The sequence below is a fragment of the Emcibacter sp. genome (assembly GCF_048269205.1).
Classification (GTDB): Bacteria; Pseudomonadota; Alphaproteobacteria; order Sphingomonadales; family Emcibacteraceae; genus Emcibacter.
Map to the genome: position 1 here is coordinate 990,376 of NZ_JBLXJC010000001.1, position 14,832 is coordinate 1,005,207.

A 14,832-nucleotide genomic window follows, 5' to 3' on the forward strand; every position below is an offset into this window, starting at 1 on the left:
GTGCCATTTAAAAGTGAAATAGCAGACTGACCACGGGCCCGCTTTTGCCCAGACTGTTGCCGGCAAGCCGAAATCTATAGTCCAGCGAAAGCTCAAGGTGGCTGCGCCAGGCTTCGGTCGGGGTATCATTGAAATAATATCTGAGCGTCAGACCCGGGCCGCCTTCCACAAGATGGGCTTCCCGGAAGCGGTCTTTTTGCCAGGTTGCATGGATTACACTGTCCGGGCGAAGCACAAGATTTTCAGACAGTCCAATGGCATGGCCGCCCCGGGCCTGAAAGGTCAGGAAAATATCCGGGTCATCAGGGCGGATCAGGGCTGTATCCAGATAGAGGCTGCCGCTCCACCATGCCTTTTCCGGCTGCCAGTCGGTCCGGTGGTCCAGGGAGTAGCCGGCCCGCAGCATCCAGTCATTGCGGGCGAAGCTACCCACTTCAAGCAATCTCTCGACGGACAGGACAAGGTTATGCCGGGAGAGCGGCTTATAGCGAATGCCGATCCCGCCCTGATAGCTTGTATCACGGAATTTGAGGCTTTTGTCCTCCAGCGCCCACAGCAGTCTGCCGTATATGGCGAGCTTACGGCCATTGTTGTATCCAATATCCGGTGGTTGCCAGGCGAGTTCGGCACCAGCCTGGGACTGGACCAGGTTCGGGCCCGTCAGCGGACCATAGTCTTCTTTCTGGTCCCGATAGACCAGATAGCTGTCGGCAGACCATCGGTTATTCAGTTCCTCAAGTTGTCGTCTCAGGGAAAAAGAAGGATCCGGCGCCTGATCCCTGATGGTCGCGGCAAGCCAGTTTGCCGCCCGCTTATTCTGATGGAGGTGAAGGTAACTGTAGGCGAGCTGCAGTTTCAGGTCCGTGTGGCCAGGGTTGAGCATTATGGCTTTTTCAAATTGTTCGCTCGCCCGGACGTGATCCCCGCCGGCGAGAAAACGGTATCCTTTTTCCGCATGGACGTACCAGTCCAGGACCGGTGGCGAGGTTGGATCGATATGATTTGTGAACGCCTCAGGCATGTCGGGCCGGGAAGGCAGGGGTTTCTTATCCGGCGGGACGGGTAAAGGGGCGGTATGCATTGGCTCTATGGACTTTCCATGTTGCGGTAGAAGGTCGGCCCTCTTGATATCCTGCCCGGGAGAAAAGGAGATATTTTGCTGGATGGCGACAGGCACAGGGGGGATAAAGACTGTGTTCTGCGCACTTTGTCTGTTTTCAATACGATAGGGATAGGCATAATACCAGTCCCGCTCCCGGCGGAAGAAGCCGGAAGACCAGACAAAGGAGAACACAAGGATACAGGCCGACCCGGCCGCCGTCAGAAGAGCAAGGTATTTAAGCCTGGTGGACATGGGGAACTTCCCCGGTATTTGGCTCAAGATCCTCCGGCCCGGGAAATTCATGTACGGTCTTGTCCCAGGCAAGGGGTCGACCGGTCAGCAGATGAAAGCTGTAGAGCCGAAAGGCCCTGAAACCGGCCAGAAAGTTGAGGACGTTGCCCCAAACCTGACGGGGCAGCGACAATAGAGCAGAGGCCGGCCCATAGAGTGAAAAACAGAAATGCATACGGTGCAGGGTGCGGTTGAGAAGCAGGCACATATTGATCCACAGCATATGTTCCAGTGGCTCGCCCGGTCTGACCAGGGGGGGCATGTCATAATCCCTGAAAAGTGTCACGGTAAGCGCCCAATAGAACACCAGTCCAAACAGCAGGATATAGGCCGCCATGCCAAGCCAGGCAGTAAAAAAGCCTTTCCTGTCCCGCAGTAGACCATACTGGAAGGCCGGTGATCCCGGCCATTTCTGTCGACGCCAGGCCTGAAAGACGATGCCGATCAGCCAGCGGGATTTTTGCCGGATCACATCCGGAATTCTGTCCGGGAAATATTCCCGGGTGGCAATGATATCGGAATATGGACTATTTGCGGAAAGGGGAAAGCGGACAAATATTTCGCGACATCCCAGGCTTGCGAGCCGGAGTGCCAGATCATAGTCTTCGGTCAGGCTGCCCGGCCGGAAGACCTCTCCCTGCCTCAGAAGTTTCAGGAAGGCCCGGCGGCTGAAGGCACATCCGACACCGGCGCAGGGAACGAGGCCGGTCAGGGTCTCGCGCATGACCAGTTCCTTGGCATGGTTTTCGGCGAACTCGTCCTGATAGTGGCCGCCGGTCAGGTTCCATAGCGGTCTTTCCAGAGGGATAACCGGCAGCTGGATCATATCCTTGCGGTCAATCAGATGATTGAAAAGTTTCAGTTCAAGAGGATGTACAATGTCTTCCGCATCATGCAGGACGAACCCGGTGAACTGGAAACCGGCTTGCTTCTCGAACTGCCAGATCCGGGCGAGGATCACGTTCAGGCAGTCTGCCTTGTTGGTTGGCCCGTCATGGGGCAGCAGGCAGGCATGCACATGTTCGTGTTGCCGGGAAACCTGCTGTACTTCCGTGCGGCTCTCCGGATCGTTGAGGTAGAGGCCGATGAAGATATGGTATTTTTCATACTCATAGCTCCTGATGGTATTTTCCAGCATTGCGCTGATGACGGCGGCTTCCTGCCAGCAGGGAACAAGTATGGCAAAATGTCGCTCCGGCCGGACCGACAGCTCCGTATCACGCATAGCCGGATGACGCTGATAGGTATAGAATTTGCGCCACAGATAGCGGCTTATATAAAGCAGGTCGATAAACAGGTCATCCAGCCCGCTGACCAGGACAAGTCCGGCCACCGGATAGATAAACAGCTTCAGGACAAGCAAAAAGCTGATCGCAAAAAAGACAAGTTCCCCCTCACTCATGAAGGCAATATACAATCTAAACTAGAATATTACAACTCTGGATAGAGTCTTGCAAAAAAGCAGGCGGTATGCTGGACGGAATCCACCCGCACCCACTGTCGGGTCAGTTTGAAACGGAAGGAGCCCGCAAGCCGGTCCGGGTTCGGGGCGAAATAAACGGATTCAGGGCTGTTATAGGTCTGCAGAAGGGCTCTGGCCACTTTTCTGTTATAATGCCGAAAATAGGCGATATCGTCGCTGCGACCCTGCATCTTTGCCAGGAAATAGGCGGACAAAAGTCCCTCGGCCCGGGCGCCATCCGGATAAGCGTGATCGCCGTGGGTATAGAAGAAATGACCTACATAATCTTTGTAAAGGGCGTTTTTCTCCAGATACATATGGTCGATCATCTTGCGGGCATCTGCATAGACATAATCCGCATAGTCCTGGTTACGCATGTCTGGACGAGCCCACCATTCCTCGATCGCCTGCATCAGCCAGCCATCTGCGGGAAGAGGCAGGAACTGATCCGGGTATTTTTTGGGCCGCTCGTATATCAGAAAATCCAGGGCCTTTCGGGATTGCGCCCGTATCTCTGCGCGTCGTTCGTCCGACAGGGGGGCGTATTTTTCATACAGCGCGAGGCCCATCAGGGCTTCTCCGGGGTAGTAAAAAGAGAAAAGTTCTTTCCGGTCTTTCTCCGGGATAGTCAGAAGAGGCTTGCCGTCATTAAATCTGAAATGGATATAATAGGTCATGAACTCTCCGGACACTTCAATCCGGGACACTAGATGCCGGGCCATCTGGTGAGCAGCTTCAAGGAAGCGGCCGTCGCCGCTCAACTCATAATAGCGCATTAAAGCAGTGAGGCCGATGCCTTCGCCGCCGAGCTTGCTTTTCCTGTTGAAGAAGACATATCGACCTGTTTCGCCATCCATATTGCGGGTGCGGGTCTGGTGCAAAAGGAATTCGATGGAGCGCCGGGCTGCGTCCAGATATTTCTGTTCCCCTGTTCTTTTATAGGCCCATAGCAGCGTAATGGTGCCGCCGCTGTGGCGCAGGATATTATAATAGTCCGGATTACGTGGGTGTTGGAAATCGTCGGAACTGTCGGCCTGGCCGTCATAAAAATAGAGAAACCGGCCATCGGGTTTCATGTTGCCGAGCATCCAGTCCACGCCGGCAAGAAAAGTACTTTGGATACGATCCTTACCCACAGGATAAGGATCGGGATATCCGCGATAGAGGGCCAGGACCTTGTCTTCATAGCTGACAAAGGCCCGGCTTTCGATCAGTTCTACACCGGAAATGCTTTCTTTTACGCGATTGATCCGCTTGCGCCGTGATCTGTCGTCAAAACCGAGGCGCCGGCTCAGATAGTCATAGACCTGGTTGAGAGACATATGGCTCCGGGTATAGGCTTCCGTCGGCAGGTAATAATAGTCCCGATTCTGATAACTGAAATGCACACCGGTGATGCCGGGTTCGAACCTGTATTGATCTTTACGGCGTGTGCCAAGCAGGGAGGTGTCCTCAATCGGCTGCCGATGGGTCAGATATTCCAGCATGATCCGGGTCCGGGACGGATCTGCCATGTCAAAATCACGAAAGCGGGGATGGGCGCGGATTTTCTCCGTGATCCGTCTCAGGCTGGCAGCCAGATTGTCCCGCCGGGTTCCCCAGCGCAGCGGCTTCTGGCCAGCCTGAAATAGCGTGATGTAAAGATGGGAAACCCCGGGATCATATCGCTCCAGCGGTGGAAGCTTGTTGAAGTGCTCTTTCTCTTTTCCAGTCTGTAGAGCGAGCCTGATTTCTTTAAACAACAGGTTCGCGCCGGGGAAGGGTTCTTCCGGTGTTGTTTCCTTACCGGAAAACAGCAGAAAAATGACAAGACCAGCAACAAGAATTGTAACGGCAGAAAGGGTTTTTCTCATGACTCCCCCGGAGAAGTGAATTCTCTTTTGCTTATCTTGGCCGGTATTTACGTCGGATAATCAGCATCAGCCCGATAATAGCCAGCGGCAGCACAGGTGGCAAAGAAATCCCGATAATACGGAGGATCATCTCATCGGTTTCGGTCAGCAATCCATCATAGATGATGTTGAGAATGATTTCAAAAGTTCCAGTGCCCATAAACAGAGATGGGTTGTCCGCAATGACATCAGACAAGATCAACGGGTTATTGCTGTCACCAATGTTGAGCTCATCGCCATTCAAAATCCAGCGAATATCAAACAATGAGTCTAAATCAATGAGTTCGCAGATGGATACATCATTGAATGTCGATCCGCAGCCGTCCAGGTCAAAGTCCTCGCCCAGACCAATGGTCTGATCTTCCCCGGCATCTGCCACCAGTTCATCATCATCGGTATCCGTGTCGGTATCCGTGTCTGTGTCCGTATCGGTATCCGTGTCTGTATCCGTATCGGTATCGGTATCGGTATCGGTGTCCGTATCCGTATCCGTGTCCGTATCGGTATCTGTGTCGGTATCCGTGTCTGTGTCCGTATCCGTATCCGTATCCGTATCCGTGTCCGTGTCCGTATCCGTGTCTGTGTCCGTATCGGTATCTGTGTCCGTATCGGTGTCGGTATCCGTATCCGTATCCGTATCCGTATCTGTGTCGGTATCCGTGTCTGTATCCGTATCGGTATCTGTGTCTGTGTCTGTGTCTGTGTCTGTGTCTGTGTCTGTGTCTGTATCGGTATCGGTGTCCGTATCTGTGTCTGTATCCGTATCGGTATCTGTATCTGTATCGGTATCGGTATCGGTATCGGTATCTGTGTCTGTGTCCGTATCGGTATCTGTATCTGTATCGGTATCGGTATCGGTATCGGTATCTGTGTCTGTGTCCGTATCGGTATCCGTATCCGTATCCGTGTCGGTATCCGTGTCCGTGTCTGTGTCCGTGTCTGTGTCCGTGTCTGTGTCTGTGTCCGTGTCCGTATCCGTATCTGTGTCCGTGTCCGTGTCCGTGTCCGTGTCCGTGTCTGTGTCTGTGTCTGTGTCTGTGTCTGTGTCTGTGTCTGTATCGGTATCGGTGTCCGTATCTGTGTCTGTATCCGTATCGGTATCTGTATCGGTATCGGTATCTGTGTCTGTGTCCGTATCGGTATCCGTATCCGTATCCGTGTCGGTATCCGTGTCTGTGTCTGTGTCTGTGTCTGTGTCTGTGTCTGTGTCTGTGTCTGTGTCTGTGTCCGTATCCGTGTCGGCATCCGTGTCCGTATCGGTATCCGTGTCGGTATCCGTGTCTGTATCTGTGTCGGTATCCGTGTCCGTGTCGGTATCCGTGTCTGTGTCCGTATCCGTATCGGTATCGTTATCCGAGTCTGTATCCGCTACGACTAAACCACCGCCTCCGCCGCCGAAAGCATCAACCGGTCCGGCGTTGGGGCCAAGGCCGGAACGGGTATTGGGATTGGTGAAGAACTGGCTGAGGGTTCTGGCCGTAAAATCATTGCCGAACGGTCCGGTGGGCCCTCGCGCCCCGGCGGCCGGCGCGATATCATTGAGAAATGCAAGAAGCTGCTCGTTGAGCTTTTCCTCAAGATCCGTCAGATCGGTCGGACTGATAACGATACCAACAATGTAGGTTTCCTCGTTGCCAAGCTTTTCGAAGGAGAGGTTCAGGGCTTCCCCTTTGGTCCGGATCAGGGACGTCATGAGCCAGCCCTGTGGTTCACCTCCCTCGGTTGCCTGGACCGGCACAAGTGGTGCGTCGCCTGCCGTATCATCGGTGTCACCCTCCAGGGCAATGCCGCCGGAAGTCAGTCTGGCGTGTCGATCACTCCCACCGGTGCTGGCATCCACCATCCTGAGCTCATTGCCATTGAAACCGAATTTGCGTCCGAAAGGCCAGGCGAGCCTGCCGCCGGAGGGCAGGGAGGTTGTCACCACATGGAGGCGATAGGTGCCGGCCTCCACATCTGTGGTGCCGAACTCGCTCACATTGAGAATGCCGTCCTTGATAAAATCATTTTCGCTGCTCGCTTCAAGGGCAATAAGGCCCTTTCCGCCAACAAGGTCGCTTTTCGGTCCGATCCTGAGGAAACCCCGGTGAGGCGTCTTGCCGTCCGGACCAAAGTCCCATCCGTAGTCGCCTGCTGCAAGTCCGAAATCCGAACCCGAGCTAAACGGCATTGTATAGGCTGACGAGGCAGACCTTGCCGCGGCGTCAATGATGCGCCTGGCGGCTTCCTGCAAGGGCTCGTTCTCCAGCGGCATCTTGCCGAGGGCCTCCAGCAGGCTGGAAGTCCGTTCGCTGATCTCACCAGGAATGCCAGCTGTTTCATCAAAATAATCCTGGAGCAGGCGCAGGGACTCCTCGGAGCCATCAATGGCTGCTGCCAGGGCGTCATCTGCTGTTATGGGCTGGAGTGTCTCTGGCCGTTTGTCCGGAATAACCGGTGAGGGCACCGGTTTGTTGAAGGCCGGGCCCTGGGGGGTCAGGGAAGATTTGCGGATTTCTTTGACAGTGCCGTCCTCACCGATTTGGGCGATGGGGTCGCTGTCTTTTTCTCCCGGTGCCTTCAGCAGGTTGTCGATGGTCTTGTCAAAGGCACCATCCTCGACAATAAGGAAAGGCTCAGCCTGTTCCTGTACCACCTTGCGAGTGGAATCGCTGTCGATAAAATCGGTATAGATCCAGGTGCCCAGCGCAACTGTCCCTACGGCCGCCAATATCTTAAGTTTAAATTCCATCCACTTCAATCCGCAAGAGACATGGTACTCTATAAATAAAAATATAATAAAAATCTAATATGTTGTACTACCAACATTGTTAACGGAACAATAAAAAACAGGGTAAATAAACGCTTAAGGCCGTTTTTGCCAGTAAAACCGACAGGATACGACTCAGGCGTAATCTACCCCGTTATATCTTCTCTATCGTCTGCTTTGACGCGGAACTCAATAAGTCAAAGGCAATAACAGGTTACCTTTGAGATAAAATGAGCCTAGCCGCGGCCGTATGTATCCTCAAATCTGACGATATCATCCTCGCCAAGATAGGAGCCTGACTGTACTTCGATAATATGCAGGGGAATTTTACCCGGATTCGAAAGCCGATGAACAGAACCAACGGGAATGTAGCAGGATTCATTTTCATTCAACATCCTGACTTCGTTCTCTACGGTTACTTCGGCACGACCCTGCACAACAATCCAGTGTTCCGCACGGTGGTGGTGCTTCTGCAGGGACAGTGTCTGACCGGGGTTTACAGTCAATCTCTTGACCTGGAAACGGTCTCCGAAATCGGAAGTCTGGTAGGAACCCCAGGGACGATAGACCACAGTATGGGAAATATGCTCCTCCCGACCTTCCCGGGCCAGGTGGGAAACCACGTCCTTGACTTCCTGCGTCCTGTCTTTGTGGCTGATCAGGATGGCGTCGTCAGTAGCGACCGCCACAATATCCTCGAGGCCGATGGCCGCAATGGCCGGACCTTCGGATTTGAGAAGACAGTTGCGACTGCCCTGGGCGATAACATCTCCCTGACAGACATTGCCGTCCCTGTCCTTGTGCTGTACATCCCAGAGGGCGGCCCAGCATCCAATGTCGTTCCAGCCCATTTCCACCGGCACGACGGCAACATTTTCAGCCTTCTCCATAACAGCATAGTCAATGGAATCCGAGGGGCTGCTGAGGAAGCTTTCCTTGTCCGGGCGCAGGAAGCACAGATCTTTTTCAAGTCCGGCAAACGCAGCACGGCAGGCTTCGAGCATTTCAGGTTCGACATTGCCCAGAATTTCCAGGAATGTCCGTACCGGGAACAGGAAAATACCGCTGTTCCAGAGGTATTCCTCGCTTTTTAGATAAGAACGTGCCGTGGAAACATCAGGTTTTTCCTTGAATTCGGCTACCTGATGACAACCCGGGCAGGTCTCGTATTCCTTGCCTTTTCTGATATAGCCGTATCCTGTTTCAGGAGCAGTCGGGATAATGCCGAAAGTGCTGAGGGCGTGACTTTCAGTCACTGCCGGCAAGGCGCGTTCGATGGCCCTGATGAATGCGGGTCTGTCAGCAATCACATGATCAGAGGGCATGATCAGCATCAATCCGGTAGGATCTTCCTTTTCCAGAAAGAGCGCAGCCAGCGCGGCGGCAGGTGCTGTATTCCGGCCTTCCGGCTCGAGAATGATCCTCGGGTTATCCATTCCGATCTGGCGCAGTTGCTCGGCAACGATGAACCGGTGCTCTTCATTGGCAATAATCAACGGTTCATTAAATATACTCTTATCGGATACGCGTTTCACGGTATCCTGAATCATTGTACTTTCACCGACCAGGGGCAGCAGCTGTTTCGGGTATAATGCCCTGGACAGCGGCCAGAGTCTGGTTCCTGACCCACCGGACAGAATAACAGGGCTGATCTTACGAGACGGCATATTGTCCTCCGTTTACTTTCGGCCTCAATCACTGTTGTTTTTGGCCTTAATCAGTTGATTTGACAGCTTATACTACCAAATGAGTGAAAATATGGTGAACAAATCCATACTTTTCTTTTTTTAAGTGAATCTATATGACATTGTTGTTTAAAACATGAGGTTGGTATGGATATAAATGCCCTGTTGAGCAAGTTGCCGGATATGGAGCCAGGGCAGGTCTGGCTGGCCGGTGCTGGTCCCGGTGACCCTGGTCTGATGTCGCTATTAACCCTGAAGGGCCTGCAGCAGGCGGACGTTATTGTATATGATGCCCTTGTCAGTCCCGAAATCCTTGCCATGGCCGGGGAGCATGCGAGGCTGGATTTTGCCGGTAAAAGAGGCGGTCAGCCGTCTTCCCGGCAACAGGATATTTCAGAACATCTGGTCAGTCTCGCCCGTGAAGGCAAAAAGATACTGCGTCTGAAGGGCGGGGATCCGCTGGTATTCGGACGCGGAGGCGAGGAAGCGCGCCACCTGGTGGAAAACGATATCTTCTTTCGTATCATTCCGGGAATTACCGCCGGTGTCGGCGGGCTGGCCTATGCCGGTATTCCATTGACCGACAGACACACCAATTCGGCTGTGACTTTTCTGACCGGACATGGCGCCGATGGCGGACTGGCCAAGGATATTGACTGGGAAGCCCTTGCAAAGTCGTCACCGGTAGTCGTTATCTATATGGCTCTAAGCCGAATTGGGCTGATTGCGGAGAAATTCCTGGAATCAGGAAGGCCTGCCGATGAACCTGTGGCCATTATCAGCCGGGCGACAACGGCCGAACAGAAAGTGGTCGTCACCACGCTCGATCGATGTGCAGACGATGTCCGGCGGGAAAATATAGAGGCTCCTGCAATGATCGTTGTGGGTGAAGTGGTGAAATTGCGTAAGGGACTGGACTGGCTTGGCGCTTTGGCCGGGAAGAAATTGTCTGCTGATGTTTCCGGAATACGCCCCCAGGGAAGCCGGACTTAATCAAAGTCACCGGAGCATATCAAACATATTTGTTCAGTACATATCTGAAGGCAAGGTAGATCAGGGCGAAAAACAGAATGATAATCGCGCCGAGAGACTGCAGGCTTTCCATAACCTGGTCGAACAGGGGCCTGCTGCCGGAATAATTCACTTCTCTTGAGATGGCTGAAGTGCCGACAAGCCTGTCCGAGTTGTCCATGAACAGGCGTTTGTCGAGTGGCATGTCGTCATTGAGAAAGTCGCCGAACTCGTTGGCAATCGTGCTCTGGACGGTGAATTTGAGCTGCTGTGAATTGAAATATATGGTTTTCAGGGCAGGTGAGTCATTCAGGTTTTCCAGAAAAGCGCCGATATTCTGTTCGAACAGGCTGCTGTCGGAGAGGGATATTTCCTGCCGGGACGGCAAGTTGTTGATGCCGCGGGAAGCAGTTGTGTCCCCTGCCAGGTTAAACTGCTGTGTACTCCTGACCATGTTTTTGCCGTTCACGGACAACTGGAAGAAATGACCGTTTTCCAGATTCTCGCTCTGCATCTGATATGAACCAGCCAGCAGGGAATCCCCGGTTGACGGGGCCGTGGGCCTGCTGGATTCGTCCAGAACAACAGCAAAAAGAAGTCCCGGCCACAGGCATGCCGCCAACAGCGAGATCGCAAAACGGACTATATTTATCGTCTTTGCTCTGTTCATTTGTTTTTTTGGGCGTTATTTTCTCTACAACGAAAAATTGCATTTATTCTACAATAATTCATCTGGTTTCATAGAGTTCAATATACCCATTTCATTAAATTTTTCGTAAAATTCTGTGAAACTCAAGTTCTTTAACATCCTCTAAACTATTTGGAGGCAGAATCGAGTTGAGGAACCGGGTTTCCCCGATTCACAATGCTACAACAGGTTGATTGACGATATGCAGTCGCAAAATACAATTGCCTCCGCCATGCCTTCGCAGCTTCAGAAGGATGATGCACATCTGGTAAAAGTCTATAAGGAACTTTTCGATGTGCTGCCGGCTGACAGTCCGGAAATTCTGGAGGAGACATATCGTCTCCGTTATCAGGTTTATTGTCTGGAAACCGGTTTCGAAAATAAGGATGATTTCGAAAACGGGATGGAAACGGACATATACGACAGCCAGTCCGTCGCCAGCCTTTTGATGCACAAGGGTTCCGGAAGTATTGCGGGCACCGTACGTATCATTCTTCCTGAGGAACTGAGCGGTGGTCGTGAAATTCCCGCACTGACGATCTCTGAAGAGCTTCGCGAGCTTGGTGAGGATGGCCTTCCGCGAGGGCGGACGGCTGAGATTTCACGCTTTTCTGTCTCCAAGAAATTTCGCCAGCGTCATTATGATACCCACATTCCCGGCATAGAGGAAGATGCCGGCAAGGCAGAATCACAGCGTGTTATTCCGCATATCACCCTGGGTCTTATGAAGGCCATTGTCAAAATGAGCATTGAAAACAATATCACCCACTGGGCGGTGGTAATGGAACCCGCATTGCAGCGCCTGCTGCGCAAGCTGGGTATTCATTTTAAACCCATAGGGCCGATCATCGAGTATCATGGTCGTCGCCGGACACATTACAGTGACGTGGATAGCCTGCTGAACGGCATTTATGAGGAACGCCCGGAAATCTGGAACGTGGTTACTGAGTGTGGCACCCTCTATCCCTATACCGGTGACAAATAATCCATACTTCGGGCGGGTAAATTAACGCCTTTGCAAGACCTCCCGGTCATATTACTATTCAAACTGACCAGTCACAAACCATGAATGTGCCGGTAAACGGGTGCATTCGGGTAAAACTATGCGATCAGGAGAAGGGGTAATATGTCGAGTCCACTCCCATTCAAGTCAAAGAGAAACCATTCCGGAGTCGGAAAAATGGCCATTGCGGCCGTGCTTTCCGTGGGGTTGCTATTGTCCGCTTGCGATGCAACTGACGACCTGACGCTCGAGGAAAGAATGCAGCGGGCAGTCGAGCAGCAATACAGCGGCAATATGAATGCTGCGGTGATTGAACTGAAAAATGCGCTCCGCGACTATCCGGACAACGCGGAAGCGAGATTTCAGCTGGGGCAGGTCCTGCTGGAAATGGAAAATGGCTCGGCGGCGGAAATCGAACTGAAAAAAGCGATGAATGCCGGCAAGCCGGAAGATTTGGTTCTTCCGCATCTTGCCCGGTCATGGCTGTTGCAGCGTAATTTTGACGAAGTACTGGAGAAGATCACACTCGAACAGGACGATAGCCTTCTGGAGCAGATTACCAAACGGAACCTGATCGGCCAGGCTCTGTTTGGGAAATTTCGTCTGACGGAAGCCGCCGCGCAATATGACAAGGTTCTGGAACTGGCGCCCGAAAATATTATGGCGCTTGTCAAAAGGGCGGAGATCTATTCCATCCTGCGCGACTATGACAAGGTTGAGGAATATCTTGCCAAGGCCCAGGCGGTTGTACCTGACGACAGGCTCTTGTTGCAGCTTAAGGCAAACCACCTTTGGGTAACAAACAAGGTGGAAGAAGCCGAAAAAATATATTCGAAATTGTCCGATAAATATCCCTATATCGTGGCTAACCAGTTTTATCTTGCCTGGACACAGGTGCTTCTGGGCAAAATGGACCAGGCGGATGTCCGCCTCAAGCAGTTCAGGCAGAGATATCCTCATCATCCGCTGGTAAACTATGTATCTGCGCTGCGGGCCATGTCGGCCAAAGATTATGAAGCTGCCCGGACATATTCCAGCAAGGTGCTGGAAGTCAATCCGAGTGAACCACGTGCTCTGTTTATTAGCGCTCTGTCCAGTTATGCCCTGGAGGATTATGAACAGGCCTATACTCATATCATGAAATATACGGACCGGGTTCCCAATGACCTGCAATCCCGAAAACTGCTTGCCCAGGTTCTGATCAAGCTGAACAAGACAGATGAGGCCAGTGAGGCTCTGAAAGACGCCCTTGCCGAGAATGTGGATGATACCAATCTGCTGAATCTGCTTGCCAGTATCGAGCTCAAGCGGGGCAGGATTGAAGAGGCGAGGCTCTATCTGGAAAAATCCCTCGAGAAAAACAAGGATCAGCCGACAAGCCAGGCCCAACTGGGTATGCTCAAGGTCCTTTCCGGTGATGTGGAGAGTGGTATCAAGGATATGCAGATATCCCTGGGAGGGGTGTCCGATGCCTATATCGCCCAGATGCGCCTTGCCAGAAATATGCTTGCGCTGAAAAGATATGATGAGGCACTGGATATCTGTGAGAAGCTTCACGCCCAAAAGCCCGATGATGTCAATGCTGCCACATGTATCGGGTATGTGAAAATGAACACGGGTGACATGGCAAAAGCCTATGAGGTTTTCGGAAAAATTCTTGAAACACACCCCGGACATACTGCTGCTGCAATTGTTATGGCCAACAAATATTTCCAGGACGATAACAAGGACAAGGCCGGAGAAGTGTTGAGGAAATTTGTCAAACTCAACCCCGGAAATGAATACGGGCTGTTGTCGCTCTATGACCTGGAAAAGGAAAACGGCAACATGGTCAAGGCCGATGATTATCTCTTCCAGGCTTATGATAAAAACCCCAATTCAGCGAATGTTGCGGTGGAAATGGCTCGTTATCATTTGCTGCGCAACGAGCCGGACAAGGCACTTGAGGTGGCCAGGAAAGTAATTTCCCTTCACCCGTCCAATGCGCTTCTGCTTGAAGTCAAGGGGCTTGCCGAGCTGTCGCTGAACCAGACGGTGGCGGCCATCATGACATTCGAAAGGCTCAGGGAGGAAGTACCTGACAATCTGGCACCGCTGGCGTTTCTTGCGAATGCCTATGACCAGGCCCAGAATTGGGAAGCTCTTGATGGGGTTGCCGACGAGATGCTGGCCATGCTGCCTAACGGCCGCAAGGCACTGGTCTATAAGGCCAAGGTCAAGGCAGCAACCGGGGACTGGGCGGGGGCGGATGCCATACTTGCCGAGTTTGTTGATGAGGTGTCCCGCGATTATGAAATTCTGGAACTGCGCGGACGTATCAATATGGCGCGCCGTGATTTTGGCAGAGCGATTCTATATTTTGAAGCGGCCTATGAACAGAACCAGAATTCCAATCTGGTCCGCGACCTGTCCCATGCCTATATGGCTGTTTCGCGATATGGCGAAGCAGAAAAACTGATGAATAGCTGGCTGAAGGAGAATAAAAATGATAGTTTGGTCAGGTGGTTATTGGCAGATGTTTACCTTTTGGATGAGAAATATGCTGACGCCGCGGGATATTACACCCAGTTACTCGAACAGAATTCCGACAACCTGACACTTCTCAACAACCTCGCCTGGTCCCGTATGAAGCAGGGACAGGTGGATGAGGCCCGGAAGGTTATTTCTCGGGCCCGGGAACTGGCGCCGCTTAATCCGGATATTCTGGATACGGACGGACAGATTCTCATTCAGGCGAGGAAGTTCGAAGAGGCGGTCAGGCAATTGCAGAAAGCTGCAGATCTGGCTCCGCAGAATCTGGAGATAAAGTATCATTTGGCACAGGCCTATCATCAGTCAGGGGATCGCGACCGTGCTCTCGAAATTCTTAGGAATATCAAGGCCGACGGCAGAATTTTCAACGGCCAGATCGAGGCGATGGAGTTGTTGGAAAATATCGAGAAGTAATCT

General features: G+C 52.4%; 9 protein-coding genes. 3 read left to right on the forward strand and 6 right to left on the reverse strand.

Going from position 1 to position 14,832, the window contains the following annotated elements; all coding sequences use genetic code 11:
- Positions 1 to 7 precede the first annotated feature (7 nt).
- The 5 genes from ACN0YD_RS04615 to ACN0YD_RS04635 form a co-directional block, all read right to left on the reverse strand.
- Positions 8 to 1,354: an NfrA family protein gene (locus tag ACN0YD_RS04615; RefSeq protein WP_417317475.1), complete on the reverse strand. Its 1,347-nt coding sequence runs from the start codon at positions 1,352 to 1,354 to the stop codon at positions 8 to 10.
- A complete protein-coding gene (locus tag ACN0YD_RS04620) occupies positions 1,338 to 2,795 on the reverse strand; it encodes a glycosyl transferase family protein (RefSeq protein WP_417317476.1) in 1,458 nt (485 codons plus the stop codon). Before ACN0YD_RS04620 ends, ACN0YD_RS04615 begins: the two co-directional genes overlap by 17 nt.
- A gap of 29 nt (positions 2,796 to 2,824) precedes the next feature.
- Complete coding sequence (locus ACN0YD_RS04625) at positions 2,825 to 4,708, reverse strand: protein containing Six-hairpin glycosidase-like domain protein (protein WP_417317477.1); 1,884 nt, start codon at positions 4,706 to 4,708, stop codon at positions 2,825 to 2,827.
- A gap of 31 nt (positions 4,709 to 4,739) precedes the next feature.
- Positions 4,740 to 7,478, reverse strand: coding sequence for a hypothetical protein (locus ACN0YD_RS04630; protein WP_417317478.1), 2,739 nt, complete (start codon positions 7,476 to 7,478; stop codon positions 4,740 to 4,742).
- Positions 7,479 to 7,732: 254 nt separating this feature from the next.
- A complete protein-coding gene (locus tag ACN0YD_RS04635) occupies positions 7,733 to 9,163 on the reverse strand; it encodes a mannose-1-phosphate guanylyltransferase/mannose-6-phosphate isomerase (protein WP_417317479.1) in 1,431 nt (476 codons plus the stop codon).
- A 165-nt stretch (positions 9,164 to 9,328) separates the two neighbouring features.
- Here ACN0YD_RS04635 and cobA point away from each other — a divergent pair, with 165 nt between their 5' ends.
- The gene (cobA, locus tag ACN0YD_RS04640) at positions 9,329 to 10,174 is read left to right on the forward strand and encodes a uroporphyrinogen-III C-methyltransferase (protein ID WP_417317480.1); all 846 of its coding nucleotides are present in this window, start codon (positions 9,329 to 9,331) and stop codon (positions 10,172 to 10,174) included.
- A gap of 19 nt (positions 10,175 to 10,193) precedes the next feature.
- On the opposite strand, the gene ACN0YD_RS04645 is transcribed toward cobA, so the two are convergent.
- The gene (locus tag ACN0YD_RS04645) at positions 10,194 to 10,862 is read right to left on the reverse strand and encodes a hypothetical protein (protein ID WP_417317481.1); all 669 of its coding nucleotides are present in this window, start codon (positions 10,860 to 10,862) and stop codon (positions 10,194 to 10,196) included.
- Positions 10,863 to 11,082: 220 nt separating this feature from the next.
- On the opposite strand from ACN0YD_RS04645, the gene ACN0YD_RS04650 reads away from it, so the two are divergent.
- On the forward strand, positions 11,083 to 11,865 hold the full coding sequence (locus tag ACN0YD_RS04650) for a PEP-CTERM/exosortase system-associated acyltransferase (RefSeq protein WP_417317482.1): 783 nt from the start codon (positions 11,083 to 11,085) through the stop codon (positions 11,863 to 11,865).
- 195 nt (positions 11,866 to 12,060) lie between these two features.
- Positions 12,061 to 14,829, forward strand: a complete 2,769-nt coding sequence (gene prsT / locus ACN0YD_RS04655) for an XrtA/PEP-CTERM system TPR-repeat protein PrsT (RefSeq protein WP_417317483.1) — start codon at positions 12,061 to 12,063, stop codon at positions 14,827 to 14,829.
- Positions 14,830 to 14,832: the final 3 nt, after the last annotated feature.

What these genes read in the sequence shown, in the direction of transcription:
- ACN0YD_RS04615 (WP_417317475.1), bottom strand. Translation starts at nt 1,354, where the DNA reads ATGTCCACCAGGCTTAAATACCTTGCTCTTCTGACGGCGGCCGGGTCG.
- ACN0YD_RS04620 (WP_417317476.1), bottom strand. Translation starts at nt 2,795, where the DNA reads ATGAGTGAGGGGGAACTTGTCTTTTTTGCGATCAGCTTTTTGCTTGTC.
- ACN0YD_RS04625 (WP_417317477.1), bottom strand. Translation starts at nt 4,708, where the DNA reads ATGAGAAAAACCCTTTCTGCCGTTACAATTCTTGTTGCTGGTCTTGTC.
- ACN0YD_RS04630 (WP_417317478.1), bottom strand. Translation starts at nt 7,478, where the DNA reads ATGGAATTTAAACTTAAGATATTGGCGGCCGTAGGGACAGTTGCGCTG.
- ACN0YD_RS04635 (WP_417317479.1), bottom strand. Translation starts at nt 9,163, where the DNA reads ATGCCGTCTCGTAAGATCAGCCCTGTTATTCTGTCCGGTGGGTCAGGA.
- cobA (WP_417317480.1), top strand. Translation starts at nt 9,329, where the DNA reads ATGGATATAAATGCCCTGTTGAGCAAGTTGCCGGATATGGAGCCAGGG.
- ACN0YD_RS04645 (WP_417317481.1), bottom strand. Translation starts at nt 10,862, where the DNA reads ATGAACAGAGCAAAGACGATAAATATAGTCCGTTTTGCGATCTCGCTG.
- ACN0YD_RS04650 (WP_417317482.1), top strand. Translation starts at nt 11,083, where the DNA reads ATGCAGTCGCAAAATACAATTGCCTCCGCCATGCCTTCGCAGCTTCAG.
- prsT (WP_417317483.1), top strand. Translation starts at nt 12,061, where the DNA reads ATGGCCATTGCGGCCGTGCTTTCCGTGGGGTTGCTATTGTCCGCTTGC.